This is a genomic window from Kolteria novifilia (assembly GCA_007748055.1).
Taxonomy (GTDB): domain Bacteria; phylum Planctomycetota; class Planctomycetia; order Kolteriales; family Kolteriaceae; genus Kolteria; species Kolteria novifilia.
Window position 1 is genome coordinate 148212 of the sequence record CP036279.1, and the last position, 25940, is coordinate 174151.

At 62.3% G+C, this 25940-nt stretch carries 15 protein-coding genes; 10 read left to right on the forward strand and 5 right to left on the reverse strand.

Going from position 1 to position 25940, the window contains the following annotated elements:
• The first annotated feature begins 171 nt into the window (after window positions 1-171).
• The 3 genes from Pan216_RS00550 to Pan216_RS00560 all read left to right on the forward strand — a co-directional run bounded on the left by Pan216_RS00550 (window position 172) and on the right by Pan216_RS00560 (window position 6487).
• Window positions 172-1383, forward strand: coding sequence for a BBP7 family outer membrane beta-barrel protein (locus tag Pan216_RS00550; RefSeq protein WP_145253360.1), 1212 nt, complete (start codon window positions 172-174; stop codon window positions 1381-1383).
• Between the two features lie 721 nt (window positions 1384-2104).
• Window positions 2105-4000, forward strand: coding sequence for an Ig-like domain-containing protein (locus tag Pan216_RS00555; protein ID WP_145253361.1), 1896 nt, complete (start codon window positions 2105-2107; stop codon window positions 3998-4000).
• A 612-nt stretch (window positions 4001-4612) separates the two neighbouring features.
• Window positions 4613-6487, forward strand: a complete 1875-nt coding sequence (locus Pan216_RS00560) for an Ig-like domain-containing protein (protein WP_145253363.1) — start codon at window positions 4613-4615, stop codon at window positions 6485-6487.
• A 122-nt stretch (window positions 6488-6609) separates the two neighbouring features.
• Here the strand turns inward: Pan216_RS00560 and Pan216_RS00565 are convergent, their stop codons facing one another.
• Together Pan216_RS00565 and Pan216_RS00570 are read right to left on the reverse strand one after the other, a co-directional pair.
• A complete protein-coding gene (locus Pan216_RS00565; RefSeq protein WP_419193107.1) occupies window positions 6610-6879 on the reverse strand; it encodes a ribosomal protein L7/L12 in 270 nt (89 codons plus the stop codon).
• A gap of 83 nt (window positions 6880-6962) precedes the next feature.
• Window positions 6963-7829 (reverse strand): tetratricopeptide repeat protein, encoded by an 867-nt coding sequence (locus tag Pan216_RS00570; protein WP_419193108.1) that lies wholly within the window; start codon window positions 7827-7829, stop codon window positions 6963-6965.
• Window positions 7830-8166: 337 nt separating this feature from the next.
• Here Pan216_RS00570 and asnB point away from each other — a divergent pair, with 337 nt between their 5' ends.
• From asnB to Pan216_RS00590, 4 genes are all read left to right on the forward strand, one after another.
• Entirely contained in the window at window positions 8167-10059 is a 1893-nt protein-coding gene (asnB, locus tag Pan216_RS00575; RefSeq protein ID WP_145253369.1) for an asparagine synthase (glutamine-hydrolyzing), read from the forward strand.
• Between the two features lie 444 nt (window positions 10060-10503).
• Window positions 10504-11781, forward strand: a complete 1278-nt coding sequence (locus Pan216_RS00580; RefSeq protein WP_145253371.1) for a beta-ketoacyl-[acyl-carrier-protein] synthase family protein — start codon at window positions 10504-10506, stop codon at window positions 11779-11781.
• A gap of 463 nt (window positions 11782-12244) precedes the next feature.
• Window positions 12245-14005 (forward strand): chloride channel protein, encoded by a 1761-nt coding sequence (locus Pan216_RS00585; RefSeq protein ID WP_145253373.1) that lies wholly within the window; start codon window positions 12245-12247, stop codon window positions 14003-14005.
• A 30-nt stretch (window positions 14006-14035) separates the two neighbouring features.
• Window positions 14036-15742, forward strand: a complete 1707-nt coding sequence (locus Pan216_RS00590) for an alkaline phosphatase (protein ID WP_145253375.1) — start codon at window positions 14036-14038, stop codon at window positions 15740-15742.
• 190 nt (window positions 15743-15932) lie between these two features.
• Here Pan216_RS00590 and Pan216_RS00595 read toward each other — a convergent pair whose 3' ends face one another.
• A complete protein-coding gene (locus Pan216_RS00595) occupies window positions 15933-18530 on the reverse strand; it encodes a right-handed parallel beta-helix repeat-containing protein (protein WP_419193109.1) in 2598 nt (865 codons plus the stop codon).
• Window positions 18531-18988: 458 nt separating this feature from the next.
• Between Pan216_RS00595 and Pan216_RS00600 the strand changes: the two genes are divergently transcribed.
• Window positions 18989-20197, forward strand: coding sequence for a bifunctional riboflavin kinase/FAD synthetase (locus tag Pan216_RS00600; RefSeq protein WP_145253379.1), 1209 nt, complete (start codon window positions 18989-18991; stop codon window positions 20195-20197).
• Window positions 20198-20627: 430 nt separating this feature from the next.
• Here Pan216_RS00600 and Pan216_RS00605 read toward each other — a convergent pair whose 3' ends face one another.
• Window positions 20628-22280, reverse strand: a complete 1653-nt coding sequence (locus tag Pan216_RS00605) for a CARDB domain-containing protein (RefSeq protein WP_419193110.1) — start codon at window positions 22278-22280, stop codon at window positions 20628-20630.
• Between the two features lie 305 nt (window positions 22281-22585).
• Between Pan216_RS00605 and ettA the strand changes: the two genes are divergently transcribed.
• The gene (gene ettA / locus Pan216_RS00610) at window positions 22586-24262 is read left to right on the forward strand and encodes an energy-dependent translational throttle protein EttA (protein ID WP_145253382.1); all 1677 of its coding nucleotides are present in this window, start codon (window positions 22586-22588) and stop codon (window positions 24260-24262) included.
• 228 nt (window positions 24263-24490) lie between these two features.
• On the opposite strand, the gene Pan216_RS00615 is transcribed toward ettA, so the two are convergent.
• Window positions 24491-25489, reverse strand: coding sequence for an asparaginase (locus Pan216_RS00615; protein ID WP_145253384.1), 999 nt, complete (start codon window positions 25487-25489; stop codon window positions 24491-24493).
• 152 nt (window positions 25490-25641) lie between these two features.
• On the opposite strand from Pan216_RS00615, the gene rpsT reads away from it, so the two are divergent.
• Window positions 25642-25923: a 30S ribosomal protein S20 gene (rpsT, locus tag Pan216_RS00620; protein ID WP_145253386.1), complete on the forward strand. Its 282-nt coding sequence runs from the start codon at window positions 25642-25644 to the stop codon at window positions 25921-25923.
• The last annotated feature ends 17 nt before the right edge of the window (window positions 25924-25940 follow it).

A 25940-nucleotide genomic window follows, 5' to 3' on the forward strand; every position in this document is an offset into this window, starting at 1 on the left:
AAAGTCGGTCCATCCCGCGTTACGATAACTTTTTCGTGCACTGAGAGATCCCCTCTGCCGCCAGTCGGTCGAGGGACCTAGAGGAAGAGAACCGAATGTTCTCGAGATCCTCGACGGTCGGTCCATGGCGCCACCACGGAGCGTCACGGCCGACAAGGAGAGCGCCAGTCCATGAAATACGCCTTCCTCATCACCGCGGTCGGTCTCTTCGTTGCCGGGACCGCTGGGGCTCAAGAACTCATGACGGGGCCAACCTCCGTCGTCGAGGAGCCGGTCTTCGATGAGTTTGTCGAGGAACCCGCCGAGATGGTCGGGATCGGCGGCCGACGCCAGACCTTCCGCTTCGGCGCCGAGTGGCTCCTCTGGGAGATCACCAGCGACCAGAAGCCGCTGCTGACCACCAGCCCCAACGGCACCGCGCGGGCCGACGCCGGCGTCCTGGATCGCCCGGGAACGTCGGTGCTGCTCGAGGGCAATATCATCGATCAGCCCCAAAACGGCGGACGCATCACCATCGACTTCTCGAACAACGACTTCGAGGAAGGCTACTTCCAAGCCCTCTTCTTCGGGCTCGGCGACGGTGCCAGCACGGGATATACCTCCAACGGAGACCCGATCCTGGCTCGCCCCTTCACCAACACGCTGCTCGGACGTCAAGACTCTCAACTCGTCGCCTATCCGGGCCTCTCCGAGGGAAGCATCAACTTCAACACCGACAACCTCATGCTTGACGCGGAGCTCAATCGCTGGGTCAACGTTGCCCGCGGCGGCCTGTTCGAGTTCAACATGATGGGCGGTATTCGCTACATGCAGTTCGAGGAGTCCCTCCGCATTCAGGAGCGACTCGTTTCGACCGATCCGACCGCCGCGACGATCCAAGGTACCCAGTTCAACGTTCACGAGCGTTTCGACGCGGAAAACTACTTCGGCGGCGTCCAGATCGGCGGCGAGGTGAAGGCCCAAGGCCGCTTTTGGGAAGCCGGGTTCCTCACCAAGCTCGCGATCGGTGGCGTCGGCGGGAACTTCCGCTACGACGGCTCGACCCAGGTCGTGACCCCAGGCCAACCGACGGTGACCAATGACGGCGGCGTCCTCGTCAACGCCTCCAACGACGGGCTCCGCGACGAGCACCTCGACTTCGGCATCATCCCGGAGGTCGGCGCGAAGGTGACCGGCAAGTTCGGCCCGGCTCGGGTAAGCATCGGTTACAACTTCCTGTTGCTCACGCCGATCGTTCGCACGACCGACCTCATCGGCGAAGGGGTCAACCCGGCGAGTATCGCTCCCTCCCAAGCGGGCTATCCCGAGCGGTCGACGGAGAATATCGCCAACAGTTCGGTCATCGCTCACGGACTGACGGTTGGTGCCGCCATCGGCTTCTAACGACACCGCCCCAGACTGCCCCTTCAGACGACACCTCGCCCCGGAACGACTCGCGGCGAGGAACCCATCCTCCAGCTCCATCGACGTCGCCGCCCCCTCCATCATCTCCGGGAACGGCGGCGAAATCCTTCTCTCCCTTTCCCAGCTCAACTGCCAACAGCTCCCGCGCCGGCGCTCGACATCGCACGTGTCACGATCCCATTCGACTCGTGCCACGTTCCCATTCGACTCGTGCGTCCCCGGCCGGGCACCCGTGCTCCTCGTGCACTGGTTCACCAAAGTTTTGGGGTGCCACTGGCTGCTCGGTTCACCGAAGTCGTCGGGTGCCACTGGCTGCTTGTCAGCCAGTGCCAAAGGGTGAGCAGCCCGTTGATCTATTCGCTGCCGGCTCGCTTAAATCAACGGACTGCTGAGATTGCACAGACACCAACTTCACGTTGGGACAGAGCGCTTCGTGCCGACGCAACCACCACCCACGTAGCGCCGCGGACATCCCCCGTCGGCGTCGACGCGTCGATCATCTCCTCGCGCTGCCCCCACCCACCAACCTCTCGCTTCGTATTCCATTCGTGACCATTGGTCGGATCGTAGGAGTTGCTCGCTTTTTCTCAGTTGTCCGACCACTTGATGCCGATGCAATAAGTGAGGCATTTGCGCCATGCAATAAGCTTGCTAGCCCGCCTCATCACGCTTACATGAACGAATGCACAAGGAGCTTCGGATGTCTCGAGCGATCCGCTCTATTCGTCCCTTCGCGACCTTCCAACGTCCTGTGGGTGGCTACAAGCCCGCGTTCGAAGCGCTCGAACATCGCTGGGTGCCGGTCTTCATCGACAACGGCTTGCCGGTCGACACGAGCGGTCACTTCGGCCTTAACGTGCTCACTGGCGGACAAGTCCTGGAATCGTCGAACTCGGCCGAACTCAACGGGGTCTTCTCGGCCGGCGAGGACTGGATGTTTCAATACGAGCAGATCGTCGACGTCGGCTCCGACGGGGGTGGGGTCCAACTGCAAAACACGAACGTCACCGAAGCAGCCTTTCTCGACACCGACGGCAGTGTGGTCAGTCGAGGTACGTTCGATGGCGAGAACGGCGTGGTCGGCTGGGAGGTTCGAACGAGCTTCGAGCCCGGATCGGAGGTCGCCACCACATCGGTCACCCTCGACTCCGACAATCCCCTCGGGAGCATCCAGTTCATCTCCGAACTCGACACGCTGATCGGTGGCTTCGACGACGATCCCCAGAAGATCCTCGTGCCGATTGGATCCCCGGGCGCCTCCAACTTCGAGGCCTATGTCCTAAACGCCACCGATCCGGTCGGTTTCTCCCAGTACGGGGTCTATTCCGACGGCGTCGAGCTCGTCAATGCGAGCTACGTCGGTTGGGCGGCCGACGAGTACCCGGACCTGATTCTCGACATCCTTGGGCCGGGAACCTTCTACACGCCTCAGGGAAACATCAACACGACGAATCTCCCGCCCTTCGACGATCCAGAGTTTGGGACGGCCTACGGGCCGGAGATCGTGACCACCGCGTTCGCTTGGTCCGTCAATCCCTCGGCCACGACCGCAACGATCACAACCTTCCTCGAGTTCCTACCGACGATCCCGGAGCCGGAAGTCGACGTGCTGATCCTCGAGCCCGATTTCACCCAAGCCTGTACCGGAGAAACGGTGACGTTCACCGCCACCGCGCTGGACTCCGCCGGGGAGGCGGTTGTCGGCGCCACGCTCAACATCGTCGTCGATGGTGCCAATCCACAGTCGACCACCGTCACGACCAACATCTTCGGTCAAGCGACGTTCGGCTACGTGGGGGAAGAACCGGGATTCGACGTCATCACCGCGACCGCCACCGAGGGAGCAGGCACCGATACCGCCATCGTCGAATGGCTCGAGGAGCCAATCGTGTCGAGTCTCTCCGGCGCGGTCTTTCTCGACTTCAACGGCGACGGGGTTCGCCAACCGGACGAACCGGGAATCGCGAACACGAACGTGACGATCTCCGGAACAACCTTCATCTGCCCCTTCGAGTCGGTGAGCCTCCTGACCGACGCCGACGGGAGCTTCGCGGTGGCCCTGCCCGAGGGGATCTTCACGATCAACATTCAATCCCCTCCCGCCTACATCGCGGGACAAGCCGTCGCGGGCTCCGCGGGGGGCGTGGCGATCGGCTCCTCCACGATCGTGGACATCAGTCTGCCCGCATTCGTCGACGGCACCGGCTACAACTTCACGGTCCTCGGACTCCAGCCCGAGTTCGTTTCGAAACGCTTCTTCTTCGCGTCCACCAATACCGACGTCTTGCCGGGAAACATTGTGCGTCCCGAACAGACCGCCAACGTCGACCTGACCGGCCCCGCCGTGATCGTCCCCGTCACCACGGAGGCCCCCCAAGTCGACTCGGCCCCCATCGTCACCGACGACTTCTTTCCATCGCTGGAGGAGCAAGAAGAGGAAGACCCCGTCATCACACCGCCGGCGATCGACAACGAATGGACGGCGCACCGCCAGCAACTCGACGCCGATCGCTACCGCAACCTCGGCAGTGACGAAATCGACGAAGTCTTGGCCGAACTCGAGGAGGAAGAAGCCGTTACGAAAGGTACAACCTAGTGCCCTGATTGGTTGATTCATTGCTCCGCAGACTCTTGGGTGCCATGCTCCACGCTTGCGTGGGCATGCGGGAAAGACCCACGCTTGCGTGGGCATGCGGGAAAGACCCACGCTTGCGTGGGCATGCGGGAAAGACCCACGCTTGCGTGGGCATGCGGGAAACGCCCACAATTGGGCAGTCCTCCGCACGATCAGAGGGTCGAAATTGATGGAACGAACTCGCCAATCTGGACACTAGAGCGAGGTCAAACGTCTCGCTTCGGGTTGCCCGTACTCACTGGCGGGCAAGCAGCCAGTGGTACCCGAAAACTTTAATGAACCGGTGCACTTGTCGACCGCTCCCATCGCATCACCCGGACGAGGAATCGGATCGTCGCCTTCACGACTCGCTGAATGGCCCCGAAAGTGGCAGGTTTTCCCAAGCCGCCACCTCCGGCTGTTCCGCCGGTCGTAGCGATTCTCCCCTTTTTCTCAATTCTCCACTTCCTGCGACCGATTCCAATTGTGGGTGATTTACCACCGATTCTCGATGCCCCAAGCGGGGAAGGCGTGCGCAACGTCTCCAGGTGGGGGATGGATGCCCATGCCGGGCAGATCGGCAAGGAGTATGCGATGGCGATGTTGACCCGCGGTGTTCAGGCTCCGGCGCGGCAAGCCGCTCGAGGCGGCTTCCAACCCTCTCTCGAAGCGCTCGAGAATCGATGGGTACCGGTCTTCATCGACAACGGCCTCGCCCCCGACTCGGTCGGCTACTTCGGCATCGACGTCGGCGATGGTGGCAATGGAATCAGCTCCTCGGTCACCGCGCAGGGCAACACGACCCTCATCACCGAAGGTCAGTGGATCTTCGACTATTTCCAGTACGTCGATGTCGGATCCGACGGCAACGCGGTCACGCTTCAGAGCACGACCGTCACGACGCCGGCCTTTCTCGACACCGACGGCTCGGTCGTCAGCCAGGGAACCTTCGCGGGGGCCAACGGCGATATCAACTGGGAAGCGCGCACCTCCATTGCGCCGAATGGTGACACCGTCTTCACCGAAGTGACGTTCACGAGCGCATCGGCTCTCGGCGATCTCCAGGTGATCAGCTATCTCGACGAGGATGTTGGAGGCGTCTCCGATGACATTCTCGCTCCGTCGGGGACAGCGGGCGCGTCGAACTTCCAAGCCTTCACCCTCGACAATCCCGAACGAGTCGGCTTCAGCCAGGGCGGCATCTACTCGGATGGAACGCAACAGGTCAACGCGAACTACGATGGCTGGGCGGCGGACTCCTTCTCGAACTTGCGATCGGACATCACCGGCGGCGGCACCACTTATACCATCGATGGCAACATCAACACGACCAACCTTCCTCCCTTTGATGATCCCGACCTCGGCACCGTCTACGGCCCAGCCGACATCACCACCGCGTTCGCTTGGAGCGTCGACGAGACCGCGAATACCGCGACCGTCACGACCTTCCTTCGTCTGCTTTCGACCGACCCCTCGCAAGACGTCGACTCGATCACCTTGGAGCCGGACTTCCAACAACGCTGCACCGATCAAACCGCGACGATCACCGCCACGGTCCTCGACTTCGCCGGCGACCCGGTCTTCGGCGCGACGGTCGACTTCACGATCACCGGGGCGAATCCTCAAACCGTGTCGCTGACGACCAACATCTTCGGACAGGCCGTGCTCAACTACACCGGGACAAACCCCGGCTTCGACGTCATCACCGCGACTTCGGGAAATGCCGACGCGACGGCGATCGTCGAGTGGATCGAGGATCCGATCGTTTCGAGTCTCTCCGGGCAGGTCTTCATCGACTTCAACAACGACGGCATTCGTCAGCCGGGCGAGCCGGGCTTGGCCGACACCCCGATCACGATCTCGGGCAACACCTTCATCTGCCCGTTTGAAACGGTCGTCACGTCAACCGACGAGAACGGCAACTTCACCGTCAATCTCCCCGCTGGCGTCTACAACATCACGATCCAGCAACCCGCGGCGTACATCCCCGGCCAGACCATCGTCGGGACCGCGGGAGGAACCATGGTCAACACGTCGACAATCGTCGACATCTCGCTGCCGGCGTTCACCGACGGCGTCAACTACAACTTTGGCTTCCTCGGACTGCGGCCCGAGTTCGTCTCGAAGCGGTTCTTCTTCGCGTCGACGACCAACGACATCATCCCGGGCAACATCACGCTCCCCGAGCAGACCGCGAGCGTCGACCTGACCGGCGCGGATCCGACGGCGACGGTCTCGACCCAGTTCCTCGGCTACACCGAAACCAGGACCGCGCCGCCAGTCAACGCCTCCACTCCCGTCGACGACGCGGGAACCACGAACATCACGACGACGGAGACGACCACCGACACCTCCACGACGACGGAGCGTCGGCGGCGACTTGGCGAGAACGAGGTCGATGAAGTTTGGGCCGAGTACGAAGAGGATGAGGATTCCGAGATCGATGACGTCGCCGAACTTCTTCCCTGACCTGGGAGAGGTCGAGAGGGAGCCGGTGGTGCCATCAAGGTGTCGCCGGAGTCGAGACACCGTCGACGGTCACTGGCTGGCGAGCGGCCAGTGGTCCCCGAACGTCGGATCTTGACAGAGTCCTACGAGATCAGCGCGACCACGATGCCGATGGCGATGCAGATCGCCACGAAGATCGCGCTGGCGGCACATCCCTGACTACTGGGAGGCTCGATACCGTGCTTGGCGGCGATCGCCTCGACGGCCTCCTTCGCCTCCTTCAGCCCCGCTCCGGTATGTTCGCGAACAAGCTTGATGGCCTGAATCTTGCGGCCTTCGCGAAGGAGATCGAGTACTTCCTGGCCTACGGGATCGGTAGGCCCGTCTTCCTCGCTGAATGGATCGTCGACCACGTTAATTCCCCGCTACATCGTTCGGGCCCGCCTCGCCCCTCGACGCGAACCGAACGGACATGATCTCCAGTGGCATCCAAAGCCTACGGCTTGGAGGGCTCGACAGCCTCCTCGCTCACCTCGGACTCATTCGGAGCCGGCGGTGTTTCCTTGGCTTGCTCTTCCCCTTCTTCCTTGCTCTCCACGATCGGTTTCAGGGGTTGCGGCTCGCGATCACTGAGAAAGCCGAAGCGGGTGGCGGTGTTGAAGTCCTTCTTCGCCAACTCCTCCTTCCCGAGGGCCTTGTACGCGAGGGCCCGGTGAAAGAAGAGTTCGCCGATCCCCGCGTCCCGCGTCTGCGAGCGCCGCGCCTGATCCGAGAGCACCTTGTTGAAGTCCTCGAGCGCCTCGGGAACGCGGCCGGAGAGATAGAGAAGATAGCCGCGGGTGTCGATATACGCCGGCACGTCTCCGGCGATGTCGATGGCTTGGTTGACGTTTTCCATCGCCTCGTCCAAGTTCTCCTCCGCAAGCGCGAGGGCATAGGCGCGGTTGTTGAGGGCGAGATGATCGGTGGGATCGAGTTCGACCAATCGGTGGTAGGTCTTCGCGGCCTCTCCCGGCCGACTGACCCGCATCAGGATCTCACCGCGCCACAGGAAGCCCGCTTTAGGGACGAGCTTGGCAAGTTCATCCGAGGCCTTGAGGGCGCCGTCGACATCCCCACGCTGTAGCCGGGAGATGATCTGGGCCTCGATTCGCATGGGGCGGTTGGCCGCCAAACGAGCCAGGCCGTCCTTGAAGTTGTCCGCGAGCTTGTCGCCGTATTCGGCGGCGAACGCGATCAGGACACCGAGGAATAGTACGAACATCAAGACAGCAATCCGGCCTGGAGTGATCTTCGCCCGATAGCGGGGCTTCTGGTCCTCGAACTGCTCAGGGACCGGAAATCCGAACTCGTCGTATTCCACGCTGATGCCTCCCGTCCGATGTTCCGGACCACTCTCACCCAGACGCGAAATCCTTCGAGTCCGCAATCGGGGGTGCGGAACTTGCGGTTTCGCCGTCCTACCAAGTGTATCGTTCCCAGGCCGCGATGAAAATCCAACACCCGAGCTAACCGCGCGTCGCGCCGACGTTGTGTCATCCCTCGGGCCGTATAGACTGACCACACGCCTTCCGGTTCGCGGCCGGTCTCCGCTTGGTTGCCCCTGCCGCCCCAACCCTGGGGGCACGGAACGTCGACGGTGACGACCTTGTGGCCATCGCGATCCCGACTGTCTTTCGCGGCGGAGGAGAACCCCCAGCGTGTGTGGTATCTGCGGCATTGTCTGGAGCGACCCGGAACGAAGGACCCCGGAAGGCCTGATCGAGCGGATGACTTATCGGCTTCATCATCGGGGGCCGGACGGTCAAGGCATCCACGCGACCCCGGGCGTCGCCCTTGGTCATCGCCGCCTCGCGGTCATCGATCCCAACCACGGTCGGCAACCGATTTCCAACGAAGACGAGACGATTTGGGTCACTTTTAACGGCGAAATCTACAATTTCGCCCCGATTCGCCACCAATTAGAGCGTTTGGGGCACGTTTTTCGAACCAAAACCGACACGGAAGTCCTGGTCCATCTGTATGAGCAGCACGGACCCGAGATGGTTCATCATCTCCGCGGCATGTTCGCGTTCGCCATCTGGGACTCCCGGGCGCGGAAGCTCTTTCTCGCGCGCGACCGCCTTGGGCAAAAGCCCCTCGTCTATTGGCAAGACGACCAGGGAATCCGTTTCGCCAGCGAGATCAAATCGCTCGCGGCCGAAGAGGGGTTTCCCAAGCAACTCGATCCACTCGCGCTGGATGACTTTCTCACCCTCCAGTACGTCCCGGCCCCGAAGACCATCTTCCGCAACGTCTTCAAGCTCCCTCCCGCCCATACCGCCACCTTCGAGAACGGCGAACTCCGCCTGCAACGCTACTGGACCCCGCCCTATCAAGAAGAAGTCCGCCATAGCGAAGCCGAATGGATCGAGGAGCTGCAAACCACCCTCGCCGAAGCGACCAAACTCCGCTTGATCGCCGATGTCCCGTTGGGCGCGTTCCTCTCCGGCGGGATCGACTCGACGATCGTCGTCGGCTTGATGCGGCAATTCAGCGATTCGCCCGTCAAAACGTTCTCGATCGGCTTTCGGCAACGCGACTACGACGAGACTCCCTTCGCTCGCGAGGCATCCGACTTCCACCGGACCGACCACGAAGAGTTCTTCGTCAATCCCGACGCGGCGGAGATCGTCGAGAAACTGACCCACTTCCACGACGAACCCTTCGGCGACAGTTCCGCGATTCCCACGTGGTACGTCTCAAGACTGAGTCGACGGCACGTCACCGTGGCGCTCACCGGCGACGCGGGCGATGAGCTCTTCGGGGGCTACCCGCGCTATCAAGCCGTCAGGCTGGGAGAGTGGTTCGACCGAATGCCCGGCATCCTCCGGGACGCGGCCACTTGGAGCGGCTGGCAACGCCTTCCCGGGTCGAACGATCAGAAGTCCAAGACGCGGCGGTTCAAGCGTCTAGTCGAGAGCCTCGGCAAGGAGCCGAAGCAACGCTACGTCGAGTGGATTTCCATCCTCAATCGCTCGGCGCGCGATGCTCTCTATGATCCCGAATTCCAGCAGCAACTCAATGGCTACCGGGCGGAATCTCGGATCTTCGACCTCTACGACGAGCTGCCGGGGCGAGATTTCGTCACGAGGACGGGCTACGTCGATCTCCTGAGTTACCTGCCGGGCGACCTGCTGGCGAAAGTCGACATCGCCTCGATGGCGTGCGGGCTCGAATGCCGCAGCCCCTTTCTCGACCAGGAAGTCGTTGCCCTGGCCGGCCGGATGCCCGCGAGCATGAAGCTACGAGGCCTCAAAACCAAGCATCTTCTCAAGCAAGCATTCGGCCACTTGATCCCGACGCGGCTTCTCAAACGCCCGAAAATGGGCTTTGGCGTCCCGATCCACGCCTGGTTTCGCAACGATCTGGCGGACATGACCTGCGATCTCCTGCTCGGACAAGAGGCACGACAGCGCGGCTGGTTCCGCCCCGAATACATCAACGGACTCATCGAAGAACATCTCAGTAAGCGTTGGGATCACGGCTATCGCCTCTGGTCGCTGCTGATGCTCGAACTCTGGGCCCGCCGCTACCTCGACGCGACCGACTAGTGCACTGGTCCATCTAACTTTTCGGGTGCCCCTGGCTGCTTGTCTGCCAGTGCCAAAGGGTTAGGGTCGCACGAACACCGACCTCAAGCTGGGGCAGAGCACGATCTTGGTCAGAGTCGCTCTCCATTTCCTCTCTTGATCGCTCACCGACGCCCAATCCGTGTTCGTTCTCGCGCGCTTCGGCGAACTTCCCCTCCTCCAAACCGGATTTCGACTCGCGGACATCACGGGTGTATCGGTCATGCGGGCGTAAGCTCACTCACGGCGGACAAATCGGGTCATATTTCGGCAAGATAGATTGAATAGGAAAGATGGAAAACACATGATGGCTGCGGGCTTGAGGAGGGCCGCAAAAGGTCCGATCGTAACGGTTTGCGACGGTTGACCGGCCCCTCCTCACGTCGTTTGGCCTGTATTTCACACGAGTCTGGTTTGGGGAAAGGGATGCGCAGGGTCGTCATCACCGGCATCGGCGTTGTCAGCCCGAACGGGAATACCACGGAAGAGTTCTGGGACGCCTGTGTAGAGGGCAGATCGGGAGTTTCGCGGATTGACCGATTCGACACGGACGGCTACCCAACGACGATTGGCGGACAAGTTAAGGGCTTCGATGTCAAGCCTTACGTAAAGAACCCCAAGTCACTGAAGGTGATGGGGCCTAACATCAAGTTCGCCGTCGGGGCGGCTCATCAAGCCGCGGCTTTTGCCGGCTTGTCCGACGACTCGCTCGATCCGGCCCGCTTCGGCGTCTGCATGGGGTCGGGGGTCGTTCCCATGGAATTGGGAGAACTCGCCCCCGCGATCGCCGCTTGCATCGATCAAGACGGCGAGTTCGACCCTCAGAAGTTCGGGACGGTCGGACCCAACCACCTTCCACCACTTTGGTTGCTCAAGCAACTGCCGAACATGCTGAGTTCTCACTTGGCGATCCTGCATCATGCCGAAGGGCCGTGTATCACGGTCACCACGGCGTGTGCCGCGGGAACCCAAGCGATCGGGGAGGCCTTTCGGCTGATCGCCCGCGACGATGCGGACGTGATGCTCGCGGGTGGCTCCGACAGTCGTCTCGAACCGCTGATGCTTGTCGCCTACGCCGCCCTGGGAGCGCTCAGTCGCTCGCAGCGCCCGCAACACGAAGTGAGCCGGCCGTTCGATCGCGAGCGGGACGGTTTCGTGCTCGGCGAGGGATCGGCGGTGCTCGTCCTGGAGGACTATGAGCGAGCCAAGAGGCGAGGCGCCAAGATCTACGCGGAGGTCCGAGGCTACGGATCCTCGTGTGACGCCTTCGGATTGACCCGACCTTGTCCGACGGGAATCGGGGCCGCCCGTTCCATGGAAGGGGCTTTGCGCGAAGCGAATCTCGATCGCGACGACATCGACTACATCAACGCTCACGGAACGAGCACCCGTCTCAACGACGAGATGGAGACGATGGCGGTCAAGCGAGCCCTCGGCGCCGACGCCAAGCGGACTCCGATGAGCAGCATCAAGTCGATGATCGGCCATCTGATCGGCGCCGCCGGCGCCGTGGAAGCGGCGGCAACCGCCCTGACGATTTCCGAAGGGGTGTTGCCACCGACGATCAACCTGACCAATCCCGACCCGACGTGTGATCTCGACTACATTCCCAACGAGGCGCGCGAACGACCGGTCAACTGTGCCCTTTCGAACTCCTTTGGCTTCGGCGGACAGAACGCGGCGGTGATTCTCAGCGCCGTCTAGCAGTCCCGATTGGTCCACTCATTGCCTAAGAACCTCCTGGGTGCCTCTTGGGTGACATGCCCACGCTTGCGTGGGCATGATCAGAAGACTCACGCTTGCGTGGGCATGATCAGAAGACTCACGCTTGCGTGGGCATGATCAGAAGACTCACGCTTGCGTGGGCATGATCAGAAGACTCACGCTTGCGTGGGCATGATGGGCATGTGGATCACGCTAGCCAATTGAGAACATGACACCCAAGGCTCTTTCAACGAGTGCGCCATCGGGGCGCCGAGTGGTCTCGGCTGACCGATCGCACACGTGATGTCCGCAAAGCATCACCTTGCCCCCTTTTCCCTTCTCCCCCTGTTGCATAAACAGGGCGGCATGACGCCTACGAGTCGCTAAAGCTCGATCGTCTCCGTCCCGAAGTCGCGGATCTTGCCTAGCAACGCGATCCCCAAGCGCGAAGAAGCGAGCGGCAATGCCCATTCAGAATGAGCCTCTTCTCTCGTCCGGCCCGAAGCCGCTCGGTCACTTCACCCTCGGCGTGCTCGCTTTCGTCGTCGGTGTCCTCTCGGGATTCGGCGCCGTCGCGTTCCGTGCCCTCGTCGATCTCTCTCACAACCTCTTCTTTCTCGGCACCTGCTCGTTCACTCCGCTGATGGACCAGCCCCCCCAGAGCGTCTGGGGAATTGGGATCATCCTCGCGCCCGTCGTCGGCGCGGTGATCGTCTCATTCATCGTGACGAGCTTCGCGCCCGAAGCCCGTGGCAGTGGCGTTCCCCAAGTGATGAAGGCGATCTACTACCATGAGGGACGCATCCGTCCCCTCGTCGCGATCTTTAAGGCGCTCGCCTCCTCGATCACGATCGGCAGTGGCGGCTCGGCCGGCCGCGAAGGCCCGATCATGCAGATCGGCGCGTCGCTTGGATCGGCCCTGGGCCAGGTTCCCTCGATGACCGCCTCGCAGCGAATTTCCCTGATCGCCGCCGGCGCCGCCGGAGGGATCGCCGCGACCTTCAACGCTCCCATCGCGGGGGTTTGCTTCGCGGTCGAGCTTCTTCTTCCGTCGATCACCGCGACGACGCTCCTCCCAGTGGCGATCTCGACGACGATCGCCACGCTCATCGGTCGCTACTACTTCGGCTTGCATCCGACCTTTTACATCCCGGCCCTCGAAGGGGCTCCGACGGTCTACACCGGCCCTTATCAACTGGCGGTCTACCTAATGTTCGGGCTCGCCTTGGGGCTCCTATGCTCGGTCTTCGTTCGTTCCATCTACTGGGTGACGCGCAAGACGGAAGGCATTAGCGGGAACTACTACCTCCGGCATTGCTCGGCGATGCTCTTGGTGGGGATCGTCTTGTACCTGGTTCATCTCTGGCAGGGTCGGTTCTATGTCCAGGGTGTCGGCTACGCGGCGATCGAGGACGTCCTGCGCGGCGGGCTGACATCGCCCTGGCTCTTGCTCGTACTCGTCGTCGTGAAGTTGGTGGTCACCGCGCTGACGCTCGGCTCGGGAGCGTCCGGCGGCATCTTCTCGCCGTGCATCTTCCTGGGGGCGATGTCGGGAGGAGCGCTGGGGTTCTTCCTCCAGGCTCTCTTCCCAGACGCCGGGTTTCAGCCGACGATTTTCGCGATGGCGGGAATCGCCGGGATGGTCGGCGGGGCCACGGGCGCCTTGCTCACCTCGATCATCATCGTCTTCGAAATGACGCAGAACCTCGACTTCGTGCAGCCCGCGATCCTGACGGTCGCGGCGGCCTACACCGTGCGCAAGACCTTCTCCTATGAGAACGTCTACACTCACGGCATGAAGCAACAGGGCACGCCCTTGGCGGAAGGGCTCGAGTCGGGCTTCGTGCTTTCCTTCCGCGCTCGCGACTTCATGACCGACGAGTTCTTCCTCGCCCCCATCGACTCCCTGGTTACGACGTGGCCGCCGAACAAGCGACTGGCGATCATCATCGACAACGGCTTGGTCCGGGGCGTCTTGCACTACGCCCCCACCCTCGTCGAGAATTGCAAGGATCTGAGCTTCGCGAGCCTCGACGGGGAGCACTCGGTCAGTGTCGACGCCGACGCGTCGGTGGCCGAGGTCCAGCAGCGCATGGCGTCCGGTTCCGCCCGGATCGCGCTGGTAACCAAGAGAAAACGCAACCGGTCGAGCGACGTCATCATCGGCGTCGTCGACGATCAACAACTGATGTCCCTTCGGGGTCGTGTCGCGCAGCTTCAGTAGTCCCGCTCACCCCGGAGGTCTTCAGGCAGGATGCACCGAACCCCGACCCACCTTCCCGCAGCGTTCGAGCCATTGGCCACGCCGCGCCGCTCGCTGATTGTCAAGACACTGGTGGTCGCCCTCTTCGTCACCACGGGATGTAGCCGCTCGGAGTCATCCGGCGCCAACGCGACCGGCGATCCGGTGCGCGATCTGCAACGCTCCGCCGTCGAAACGGGGCGCTGCTCGGTCGTTCATTGGGGCACGAATCCCGACGACTATACCCAGTGGCAAAACCACACCAACCGCATCGTCCCGGTCTTCGCCTTCGGGACCAAGGGCCAAGGCGACGGGATCGACCTCGCGAGTTATGCTGGCAAGCGGAGCGTCTACCGCGACGAGGCGGGACTACGAAAGCTCTACGGTCGGCTCCCCCCGGCGACACTCAATCCCGACGCCGGCTACTTCGATCAGACCGCGATCACCGAGATCCAGGAGGCGGCCCTCGAGGCGGGCAAGAAGCAGATCATTCTGGTGGTCTTCGACGGACTCGATTGGCACGGGCTGCGGGCATCGTCGATCTACCGCACCGGCAAGAGCTACGACGAGGGGCGTGGAGCGGGACACTTCCTCCAGGAGTACGACGCCGACGGCACCACCCAGTTCGGCGAGATGGTCACCAGTCCCTTTGGCGAGGCGCCGCGCCTGAACGTCGACACCCAGGCGATCGCGGTCCCCACCGCCACCGGCGGCTACGACGTCTCCCAAGCGGGTCCCCATGCGTGGTCGACGCCGACCGAGCCCAACTACATCAAGGGCCTCGGCTCCTCGACGCGTCACACCTACACCGACAGCGCCGCGTCGGCCACCTCGATGCACAGCGGGATCAAGACCTTCAACGGGTCGATCAACGTCGCCGCGGATGGTCGCGACGTCAAGCCTTTCGGACGCCTCGCGCAGGAGAAGGGCTACAGCGCCGGCGTCGTCACCAGCGTTCCGGTCAGTCATGCGACTCCGGCCTGCGCCTACGCCAACAACGTTCTCCGCGGCGACTATCAGGACATCACGCGGGACATGCTCGGACTGCCATCGGTGCGTCATCCCGACCAACCGCTGGAGGGACTCGACGTCCTGATCGGCGCGGGGCACGGCTGCGACGTCAGCTCCGACAGCAGCCAAGGCGCGAACTTCGTCGCGGGCAACAAGTTTCTCACCCGGAAGGATCTCGAGGCGATCGACCACCAACGCGGCGGCAAGTATCTCGTCAGCCAACGGACCGCCGGGCGAAGTGGGCGCGACAATCTCCTGGCCGACGCCGTCGCCGCCGGGAACGAGAAGCTGCGGCTCTTTGGCTACTACGGGACGCGGGACCAGCACCTCCCCTACCGAACTGCCGACGGGGACTACACTCCGACCGTGGGCAAGGAACGGACCGCCGAGATCTACTCGCCCGCCGACATCGAGGAGAACCCGACGCTCGCGGACATGACCGAGGCGGCCCTGATCGCGCTGTCGGCGCGGGACAAGCCCTTCTGGCTGTTGGTGGAAGCGGGAGACGTCGACTGGGCCAGTCACGACAACAACGTCGACAACATGATCGGCGCCATCGAGAGTGGTGATGACGCCGTTCGCACGATCACGAAGTGGGTGGAAGAGAACAGCTCTTGGCAGGACGCGGTGATGATCGTGACGTCCGACCACGGGCACTACTTCGTCGTCAGGGACTTGGCCGCCTTCGGCGTCCTGTCCGGCAAGTAGGCCTTCGCCCTCAGCGTCACGTCTTGACACGATCCATCGGCACTGGCTGACAAAAGCTGACCTATTGGCACTGGCTGACAAGCTGACCTATTGGCACTGGCTGACAAGCTGACCTATTGGCACTGGCTGACAAGCAGCCAGTGGCACGCCGAACGTTGTTTGGGACACCGAACGTCGGGTGGTGCGTCGTCTAGTTCGACGTCGGCAGGACACAGGTTCCGGAGCTAACGCTCTCGAAGTCGTCCTCGGTCGGATCGAACTCGAAGGTTCCCGTGTTGTTCGACGAGAGATCGTCGAGTTCCTCGATCTGGAACTGCGAGGCGGTCTCGGTGTTGTTGGTGAAGATGTAGTCGGTGCCGCTGTTGCTATCCGACGAGGTGTTGCTCGTCATCGTCAAGCAGACGGTGGTCGTCGTGTCGCTGGTGTCACCGTCATTGGTGACGGAGACCGCCGAGGCGTTGGTGCTGAAGGTGTTGCTGATGAGGCCGACGGTCAGCATGCCCTCGTTCTCGGCGATGCCTTCCACGCCCGAGCCGGTGTTGCTACTGAAGGTGTTGCTCGAGATCCGCGACGAGAGCGTTCCGCCGTTGGCGTCGAGGTAGACGCCCGAACCGCTGTTGAAGCTGACCAGAGTGTTGCTGGTGACGACCGCCGAGACGTTGCTGCTGGAACTGCCCGCGGTGATGCTGATGGCGTTGCCGCGATTGCTCTCGATCGCGGTGTTGTTCGAGATCGTCAGCGTCATCGTCGCGCCGCTGCTGGCGGTCGCGTTGATACCGTCGAGCATGTTGCCGGTGATCGTGTTGTTCTCGATGGTCGCGGTCAGGCTCGCGGAGGACGAGGTGACGTCCATCGAGATGCCGTCGTTGCCCAACGCGTCGGTGAAGGTGTTGTCGCTGATCGTGGCGGTGGCGGTGCTACTATCCTGCACCGAGAGGAAGAGGTTCGCCAAGCCGCTGTCGTCGACGGTATTGCCGCTGATGGTCGTGGTGAGCGTCGTGTTCTGGGCCGCGATCAGCGAGATACCGTTGTTCGTTGAGTCGTCGATCGTGTTGTCTTCGATGTTGGCGGTCACGCTGGTCGTCGAATCGGGTGCGTAGGTGATCTGAATGCCGTCGGAACCAGCGCGGAGGATCGTGTTGTCGGAGATCGACGTCGTTCCGGTGACGTTCTGAAGCAGGATACCCGCTCCGCCCGCGTCGCTGATCGAAACGTAGTTGATGTTCGGATCGGACGCGTTGTCGCCGAGGACGCCGGCGATCGTCGGGAAGCGGATCGTGAAGCCGGAGACCTCGTTGCTATCGCCGAGGGTGACGGCGCTACCCGGCGAGTTGAGGATGATCGGCAGCTCCGTGCCCGATGTCGCGGTTGGGAGCGTGAAGGTCCCCTGCGTCGAGGTGAAGGTATGGGTGATGCCTTCGCCGTAGAAGAACTGCCCCGATTGCAACGTGATCCCCTGGCCGGAGAAGACGCTGTCGGCGTGAGCGAAGATGATGTTGTCGGTCGTCGAGATCGCCTGCGCCTCGGGCAGGGTCTTGACCGGATCGTCGACCGTTCCCGTTCCGGTATCCGAGCCGGAACTGGAGACGTGGATCACGGTGATCGGATCGCCGGTCGACGAGTTCGTCGCCACCACGGTCCGGGTGTCGTTGACCAGGACGATGTTCTGATTGCGGACGATCGGCTCGCCCAGTCGATCACGCACCGCGATCGGCGCGATCATCGGGTCGCGACCGTCGGACCGTGGCGTCAGGTTGCGAGGCCGAAAGCCCGGCCAGAAGACCTGCACCCCGAAGACGAGATCCTGCCCGAAGAGCTGATCGGTTTGGAACTCGAGGTTCGTGATCACGTGATCGGTGAAGCGCGACTCGAGCCTCGCCTTGAAGCCGATCGCGTCTTCGGAGACTTCGTTGGCCCGGAAGTAGTAGCCTCCGACGAAGACGCGGTTAAAGTCGCGAACCAGCGGCACTGGCACCGGACCACCCACCTCGAAGTCGACCCCGCTGAGGGCTTCCTGGAAGCTCTCGGTCAGGAGGATGACGCTCTCGAAGTAGCGCGGATCGTAGTACGAATTGCTGACAAATGCGTCCCCGAGCACGATGTAGCCATTGAGGCGAGCGTCGAGCGCCCGTCCAAGGGTCTCGATGCCGAGGCCGACCTGGTTGTAGTTTCGTTCGTCGTCGCGGTTGTCATAGAAGACGTACCCGCCGAGCGTCCGGTTGGCGGATTCGAAGAACTGCCGATGCGCGAGGCCGACGTTGAGGGCCCGCTGCGAGTGGTTGTTGATGAGAATGTTCGCGTCGAGGAAGGTGAGTCCCTCGCCTGGGGTTTCCAGCAGGGGCAGGAAGCCCTGGATCGCGGAGTAGCCGTTTTCGTAGCCGTATCCCTCGGTTTGGTAACGAGCACCGATCCGCGGCGTATAGCCACCCACGGGAGGTGGCGAAGGCGGCACAACGAACTCATCCTCGTAGACGACATCCCCCTCGGTACCGGGCATGGCACCGGGAGGCATCCCGCTTCCGACATCGGAGGCGGGCGGCTCGGGTGGCTGTCCGGGAGTCGTCGGCGGGTTGGTGGGAGCCGTTCCCCCCGGCGGTGTCGCGGGGGCGGTGGCGGCAGTCGATTGCGTGATGCTCAATCCCCGCGGCGGCATCTGGTCGGGATCGAGAGGAACCTCTTGCCCGACGAGAAACTCTTGCGGCGGCATGGGCTCCTGGGCGTACCCAAGCTCCACCGGGCCAGCGGCAAGCGCGAGCGTGATTCCAACAATTGCCGCCTGCGTACGCATCCGTCGCCGTCCTTGGCCTGTGGATACAAAGGCCCCCAAATTCCATCGGCGCCGTCGGGGGGCCCTGTGAAATCGAAATTTCTCGATTCTCGATTTGCGCCGAAACCCAGTTCCGTCGGTGCGCGTTCTTTGGGTACTGCGTCTTTCATCGGCAGGACGTCGTCCGAATTCCCGGTAAAACCGTCCCAATCCTGCCAAGACGTCCAATCGGCGCCCTCGGAAGGCTAGCGCGAAGCCCCTCCCCGAGAAGCGGGGTAAGCTGGAAAAACTTCCCACGCTCGCAATGCCCTTGGCCAGGCTCCTCGAATTCCCCACAACAGACATTGGAAGCCGCCCACTCCCCTGGAAAGAGGAACGGCGAAGAACGATGCGGTCCTGGAGCCGGCACCGGTCTCCACGATGAGCTAGTATTCTTCTCGTGTGATGGGCTCACTCTTGGTCTTGGGACGGACACGACCGTGATCCACGACTGTTTTGACGAACTCCCTTCCGAGCTTCGTCATGGCGTCGTTTCGATCGGAAACTTCGACGGCGTCCACCGTGGCCATCGTCGGCTACTCGCGCGCTTGCGCACCCGCGCCCAGGCGCTCGGAGCTCCCGCGATCGCGGTCAGTTTCGAACCCCATCCGATCGCCCTCTTGCGACCTCAGTTCGCGCCGACCCCGCTGGTCTGGCCCGGGCGGAAGGCGGAACTACTCCGCGCCGCCGGCGCCGATGGCGTCATCATTTATCAAGCCGATCACCGACTCCTCGATCTCGAGGCCCGAGCCTTCTTCGACGACATCATTCGTGGCCGACTTCAAGCCGTCGCGATGGTCGAAGGCCCCAACTTTGGTTTTGGCAAAGGCCGCGCGGGGAACGTCGACACGCTGCGGCAGTTCTGCCGAGAAGCGACGATGCCCTGCGATATCGTGGGACTCGTCGAGGGCGAGGGGGAGGCGGTCTCGAGCACGCGCATCCGTGGGGCGCTGCGGGAAGGCGAGATCGAGGATGCCCAACGCATGCTCGGCCGGCCCCATCGGATTCGAGGAAAGGTCGTTCAAGGCGATCAGCGTGGAGCGACGATCGGGTTTCCGACCGCCAATCTCGAGTCGATCCCCGTCCTGGTCCCCAAGGATGGAGTCTACGCCGTGCGAGTTCATGTTGGGGAGACGCCCTATGCCGGGGCGTGTCATGTTGGAACCAACCCGACCTTCGACCAGGAAAAGCGGAAGGTCGAGATTCACTTGCTCGACTATTCGGGAAGCCTGTACGGGGCGTGGGTGGAAGTCGACTTTCTGTCGCGTCTTCGCGGGACCGAGCGCTTCGCCGACTTGGCGGCCCTCAAGGCTCAGCTCGCCCAGGACGTCGACGAAGTTCGCCGCCGCGTCCTAACGCAAGAGCAAGAGCAAGAGCGTTCCTCCGCCGCGCGGCGTGCGGAACTTTGTTCGACCATCTCCGAATGGATCATGCAGGAGGTGGAGCCTTCGCTACGGACGACGGGTGGCTCCTTCGGGTCGGCGACGCTCCAAGACGACGGCCTGCTACAGCTTCGCTGGCGATTTGACCGAACCCCGCTGCCCCACGAACGCCAGACACTCTTGTTCGGTCTCGAACAGCAACTGCGTCGCGTCTTCCCGGAAGTGACCGCGGTAACGTCGACGACCGATTCGATGGTATCGACCTGACCGTCGGGACGTCCCTTCCCGCCGACGGCGAACTCACCTTGGACGCCTTGGGTGCCCCTGCTCACGCTTGTCGTGGGCAGGCCCAAAGGACTCACGCTTGTCGTGGGCAGGCAAACGTCGTCTTCCATCGGAGTCAAACAAACGTGACAGTCCACCGTCAGCACAATCTTCACGCGGCCTTCACCGGACTTTCACACACAAGATCGGGAGATAAGCAACAATTGGCTTGGCTAAATTAGGGCACTTCGGGCCCTCGGTGGCGGTGGCAACACCGTCTCTGTCTGGCCAAGTGCCGGCAGGCTCTCTCCGAGAGTCTGTCGGCCATTGGGCCAACCTTTCCTTCCCACCCACTCTTCACCAACACCAAGAAATGACAAAGCCGCGCGACTTTTGTCACGCGGCCCTGTCGTCCATTCGTCGGTCACCGCCCTTAGTCGGCGTAGACCTTCGTGTTCTCTTCCTCGATCACCGGCTCCTTCAAGGAATCGGAGAGCAGCCGCGTTTGGAAGCGAGCATCACCCACCCCCGTGCCGCGAACGATGATCCGGTAGATCGCGTTCGCTCGGGGAGCGAGCTTCTTGACAGGTTCGAAGACCACTTCCTGACCCTGCTGGGCGTGGCGAACCGGTCCTTGGGCACCGACCACTTCCATCTGCGGCGGAACCAGCGCCTGGATGACGACGTTGCTCGCCTCGAGCGAACCCTGGTTCGTCACCCGAATCTCGTAAGCGGTCTGGGCCCCGACCTCGACCGGATCATCGACGTCGATGACCTCGAGGAAGAGAGCCGCGATCCCTTCAACCGTCGTGTCGATCTTGTCCTTCGCGGCCAAACCGCGATGAGCCGAGACCACCGCGTTGTGATTCTGGGTACCCGGCTTGATGGCGATACACTTGTACGCCACCTGCTTGGTCTCGCCCGGCTGGATCGAGCCGATGAACCAGTCGAGTGTTCCCGCGGCGACGTCATAGCGTCCTCCGCTGGTGCTGCTGGTGTAGCGGAAGCCGCTAGGCAGATTCGAGGTGACCTTCACGTTGTTCGCGGGGGCCGTTCCCTCGTTGGAGATGTTCACGACATACTGAGCTGAGCGATTCAGGTAGCGACGGCTCGGACCGTCGACCTTCACCGCGAGGGTCGCTTCGGTCACCACGACGACCGACTCGGCGGTCGATTCGAGCACGCCGTCCTCGGCGACCACCGTCGTGCGGATGACTTGGTTGCCTCCCTTGATCGCGGAGCAGATCACTTGAATCGCTCGCGTCTCGCCGGCGCCGAGGGTGCCGATCTCGAAATGGAACTCCGAGCCACTCTCGTGCTTGAGACCATCGGAGAGCTGGGCGTGAATGATCACGTTGTCGGCGTTGCCGTCGCCGGGATTGCTGACCGCGACGGTGACGGGAAGGGAATCACCCACCATCACCTTCTTGGCGGCCGACTGAGCCACTTGCAGCTTCGGTTCGCTGACGCGAATGTGAGCCATCGAGGGGCTGGTCGCGGTCACGAGGGCTTGGCAGTTGAACTCGCCCTTCTCCATCGCGACGAGCTGCATCTGGATCCGGCGAACTTCCTGCGGCTCGAGCTTCCCGAAGCGCCAGGTGTAGAAGCCTTCGCCGCCGGCCGCTTGGGGCTCGACCGAGACGACCTTCACGCTGGCCGGGAAGGTATCCTTGACGGTGACGTTCTCGACCGTCTCCAGCCCGACATTGCGGACGACCAACTCGTAGCCGAAGGGCTTGCCGACCTTGATTTCGGACGGGCCGACCCACGAAAGGGTGACGACTTGTTCGGTTTCGCGACCGAGTTGAGCGGTCGTGAAGTTCGTCAGCATCGCCCCTTGAGGACTCTCCGGCTCCTCTTCCATCAGGCCGGGATTGGCGACCTCGAAGAGCGGATTGACCGCGGGGGGAGGGGGCGCCAGATCTGATCCAGCACTCGGTTTCTCAAGGGCCACGCCCGCATCGCTGGGGAGCGCGAACACCGGAAGTTCAGAGGCGGGAATCTCGTCTTCGGCCCGCGCCTCGTTGCCGACCACCAAGGGAGTCATCATCATGACCACCCCGAGAAGCCATCCATGACACTTCATTCCGCTTCTCCTCGAAGGATTAGATCCCATCCGCGCGGGCTTGCCTAACCTGAACCGACCCAACGTTCAGCGCCTCGCGACCATTGTTTTGGATTGCGCCACCGGCTAACCGGCGCTCATTCCACGTGGGACGGCGCTGGCTACATCGCGGCCCTATAAGCTTCACCTGATCGTCGTCAACCTCTTTTACTCAAGAGTCATCCCTCATTCGCCGAGCGCGGTAGCGACCATTCGCCACCCGTTCCGTAGAAATGGTTGCGAATAGTTCACGATCCACGGTTCCGAGAAGTGCTGGAAGGATGGCAATGGCCGCCGAGCGTTTTATTTTTCGCATGGAAGGACTCTCGCGCAAGCATGGCGAGAAATACGTGCTCAAGGATGTCTCTCTCTCCTTTTACCACGGAGCCAAGATTGGCGTCCTAGGCCGCAACGGCGCCGGGAAGAGTTCCCTCCTTCGCATCATGGCGGGGGAGGATACGGAGTTTGAGGGAACCGCCGAACTCCTCAAAGACTTCACCGTCGGCTATCTCTCCCAGGAACCTCAGCTCGATCCCGAAAAGGACGTCCTGGGCAACGTCATGGACGCGGTCGCCCCCATCCAGGCGCTGCTCGATCGCTACGACGCCGTCAACGAGAAACTGGGCGAACCCCTCTCCGACGACGAGATGAACCAACTGCTCGAGGAGCAAGCGGAACTGCAAGAGAAGATCGAGGCCTGCGACGCTTGGGAGCTCGATCGTCGCGTCGAGATCGCGATGGACGCGATGCGACTCCCCCCTGGGGACGCCGACGTCACCAGCCTCTCCGGCGGAGAGCGGCGCCGGGTCGCGCTCTGCAAGATCCTGCTCGAACGCCCCGACTTGCTGCTGCTCGACGAACCGACAAACCATCTCGACGCCGAGTCGATCGATTGGCTCGAACGGCATCTGGCGGAGTATCCCGGATCGGTTGTGGCCGTCACCCACGATCGCTACTTCCTCGACAACGCCGCCGAGTGGATTCTGGAACTCGATCGCGGCCGTGGCATTCCCTACAAGGGCAACTACGCCGCCTGGCTCGAACAGAAGAAGTCTCGGCTCCTCCTCGAAGAGAAACGCGAGACCACTCGGCAGAAGACCCTCGAGCGCGAGCTCAAGTGGATTCAGATGACGCCCCCGGCACGGATGAAACGTAACAAGGCCCGTGTGCAGGCCTTCGAGAAGCTCGAGGCCGAGGCGGCCGAGGCGAATAACGACGATTTCGAGATGCAAATTCCCTCCGGACCGCACCTCGGCGACATGGTCATCGAGGCCGAGGGCCTCTCCAAATCGTTCGGCGACAACTTGCTCTTCGAGGATGTCTCGTTCCGGATTCCTCCGGGAGCCATCGTCGGCGTCTTGGGCCCCAACGGCGCCGGCAAGACGACCCTTTTTCGCATGATCATTGGCGAGGAAACGCCCGACTCCGGCACGCTGCGCATCGGCGAAACCGTCAAACTCGGCTACGTCGACCAAAGCCGCGACTCGCTCAATAGCTCCAAGTCGATCTGGGAAGAGATCTCCAACGATCAGGAGTTCTTCGAGATCGGCAACCGGCGGATCAATACGCGGGCCTACGTCTCGCAATTCAACTTCCGAGGCACCGAGCAACAGAAAAAGGTCGGCATCCTCTCCGGCGGAGAGCGCAATCGCGTGCAGCTCGCCAAGCTGCTCCGAGATGGCAACAACGTGGTCCTCTTCGACGAACCAACGAACGATCTCGACGTCGACACCCTCCGTTCGTTGGAGGAAGCGATCCTGAATTTCCCGGGATGCGCCATCGTCGTCAGCCACGATCGCTGGTTCCTCGACCGGATCGCGACGCACATCCTCGCGTTCGAGGGAGACAGCTACGTTCACTGGTGCGAGGGCAACTACCAAACCTATCACGAGCAACGGCTCGAGCGTCTGGGCAAGGACGCTGATCAGCCCCATCGCATCAAGTACAAGAAGCTGACTCGCTAGGGTCGTGATTGGCTAATTTATTGCCCCAAAACATCTTGGGTATCATGCCCACGCTCGCCGTGGGCATGCGTGAAAGGACCACGCTCGCCGTGGGCATGCGTGAAAGGACCACGCTCGCCGTGGGTACGTGGGACACACCTGTGATTGGGCAGTCTCCCGCACGATCTGAGCGCTGGGATTTCATGGAACGAACTTGCCAATCAAGACACTAAATCGGGGCAAACGAAGTCAGAAGGCGGCCTCGATCGCGCCGACCTCTTGGCCGAAAGGATCACGGAACCGGACGCCGAACTCTCGGTCGATCGCCGTCCAGTCGATGTCTGGAAGGAACTGTCGGAGCAGTCGACCAAGGACGGCGGGATGGGCACGTTCGGAACCGTCGGCGATCTTGATCGCGATGCCGAGTCCCCGCTCGACAAGGCCCGCCGCGTAGACACCCTCGGCCCCCCCCTTGGCGATGAGGACTCCGCCGGCGTGCTCCATCACCCGAGAATCGAGTCGCCCCCTCCCGGAGACGAACCGCGGTTCGGCGAGCATCGCCTCCCGCACCTGGCAAGCAGCGGTGGCGACATCTTCTCTGCCCCCGACGTCACCGCTGGCGAGCCGAGCGAACGCCTGGGCCAACGAAACGAGGGGAATCCGAAAGGTCGGCACCCCGCAACCATCGATCGCGATTCCGATCTCGTCGCCGGCGAGTCCGGTCAGTTGTTCGAGTGTCGCGACGTGCTCTCTCTGCAAGGGATGACCGGGATCGAAGTAGGTGGCGATGGGCCAAGACCGGAGCCGCGCGGCGCTCAACATGCCGACATGCTTGCCGGAGCAGTTGTGGTGCAAGATCGACGGCGGCCGCCTCCAGCGACGTAACTCGTTGGCTTGATGGTGGCTGAATGGTGCATGCGTCCCACAGCGAAGGTCGTCCGACGAGAGATGGGCCTTCGCGAGAAGCGAGCGGACCGCCGCCAAATGATCCGGTTCGCCCGCGTGCGAAGCGGCGACGATTGCCAACTCTCGCGACGTCCAATCGAACGCGGACGGGCATCCCAAGCGTACACAGGTCATCGCCTGGATCGGTTTCGCGGTCGACCGGAGAATGGTCGGCGCGCGGGAATCGCCGAGTTCGAAGAGCCGCGTTCCAGCGGCATCGGCGACGACCAGATGGCCCCAATGTTCCGACTCAACCAGGTTGGACCTGGTAACCACGGCAAGACGGGAAGGAGCAGTGGCCACGGGAGTAAGTTCTCCACAGGAAGGACAAGGAAGGGCTGGTCATCGGCAAGAGCGGATCTATAATGCCTGTTTGCTACGCCAACCACAAACACTGATACGGGTTGGACCATCGAGTCGGTCCACCATGAAGGAACCGGGAAAGACAGCAGACTATGCCGCACACGAAATCGGCCAAAAAGCGACTCGTCCAGAGTTTCGCCCGTCGTGAACGCAACCGCCACGTCAAGAGCGACTTGCGCACGCAGATCAAGCACTTCCTCAAGGCCATCAAGGAAGAAAACCTTGACGAGGCCCGGACGAATCTTCGCTTGGTCTACAAGAAGCTCGACAAGTGCGCGGTGCGTCGCTACCTGCACCCGAACACGGCGTGCCGCTACAAGTCGCGCCTGACCAAGCGGGTCAACGCCCTCGCTCAAACGAAAATGGGCGCGTAATCAGCGTCAAGCCAGCT

Coding starts and splice junctions, on each gene's coding strand:
- Pan216_RS00595 (WP_419193109.1), bottom strand. CDS start 18,530: ATGCGTACGCAGGCGGCAATTGTTGGAATCACGCTCGCGCTTGCCGCT.
- rpsT (WP_145253386.1), top strand. CDS start 25,642: ATGCCGCACACGAAATCGGCCAAAAAGCGACTCGTCCAGAGTTTCGCC.
- Pan216_RS00585 (WP_145253373.1), top strand. CDS start 12,245: ATGCCCATTCAGAATGAGCCTCTTCTCTCGTCCGGCCCGAAGCCGCTC.
- Pan216_RS00605 (WP_419193110.1), bottom strand. CDS start 22,280: ATGAAGTGTCATGGATGGCTTCTCGGGGTGGTCATGATGATGACTCCC.
- ettA (WP_145253382.1), top strand. CDS start 22,586: ATGGCCGCCGAGCGTTTTATTTTTCGCATGGAAGGACTCTCGCGCAAG.
- Pan216_RS00550 (WP_145253360.1), top strand. CDS start 172: ATGAAATACGCCTTCCTCATCACCGCGGTCGGTCTCTTCGTTGCCGGG.
- Pan216_RS00560 (WP_145253363.1), top strand. CDS start 4,613: ATGGCGATGTTGACCCGCGGTGTTCAGGCTCCGGCGCGGCAAGCCGCT.
- Pan216_RS00590 (WP_145253375.1), top strand. CDS start 14,036: ATGCACCGAACCCCGACCCACCTTCCCGCAGCGTTCGAGCCATTGGCC.
- Pan216_RS00555 (WP_145253361.1), top strand. CDS start 2,105: ATGTCTCGAGCGATCCGCTCTATTCGTCCCTTCGCGACCTTCCAACGT.
- Pan216_RS00580 (WP_145253371.1), top strand. CDS start 10,504: ATGCGCAGGGTCGTCATCACCGGCATCGGCGTTGTCAGCCCGAACGGG.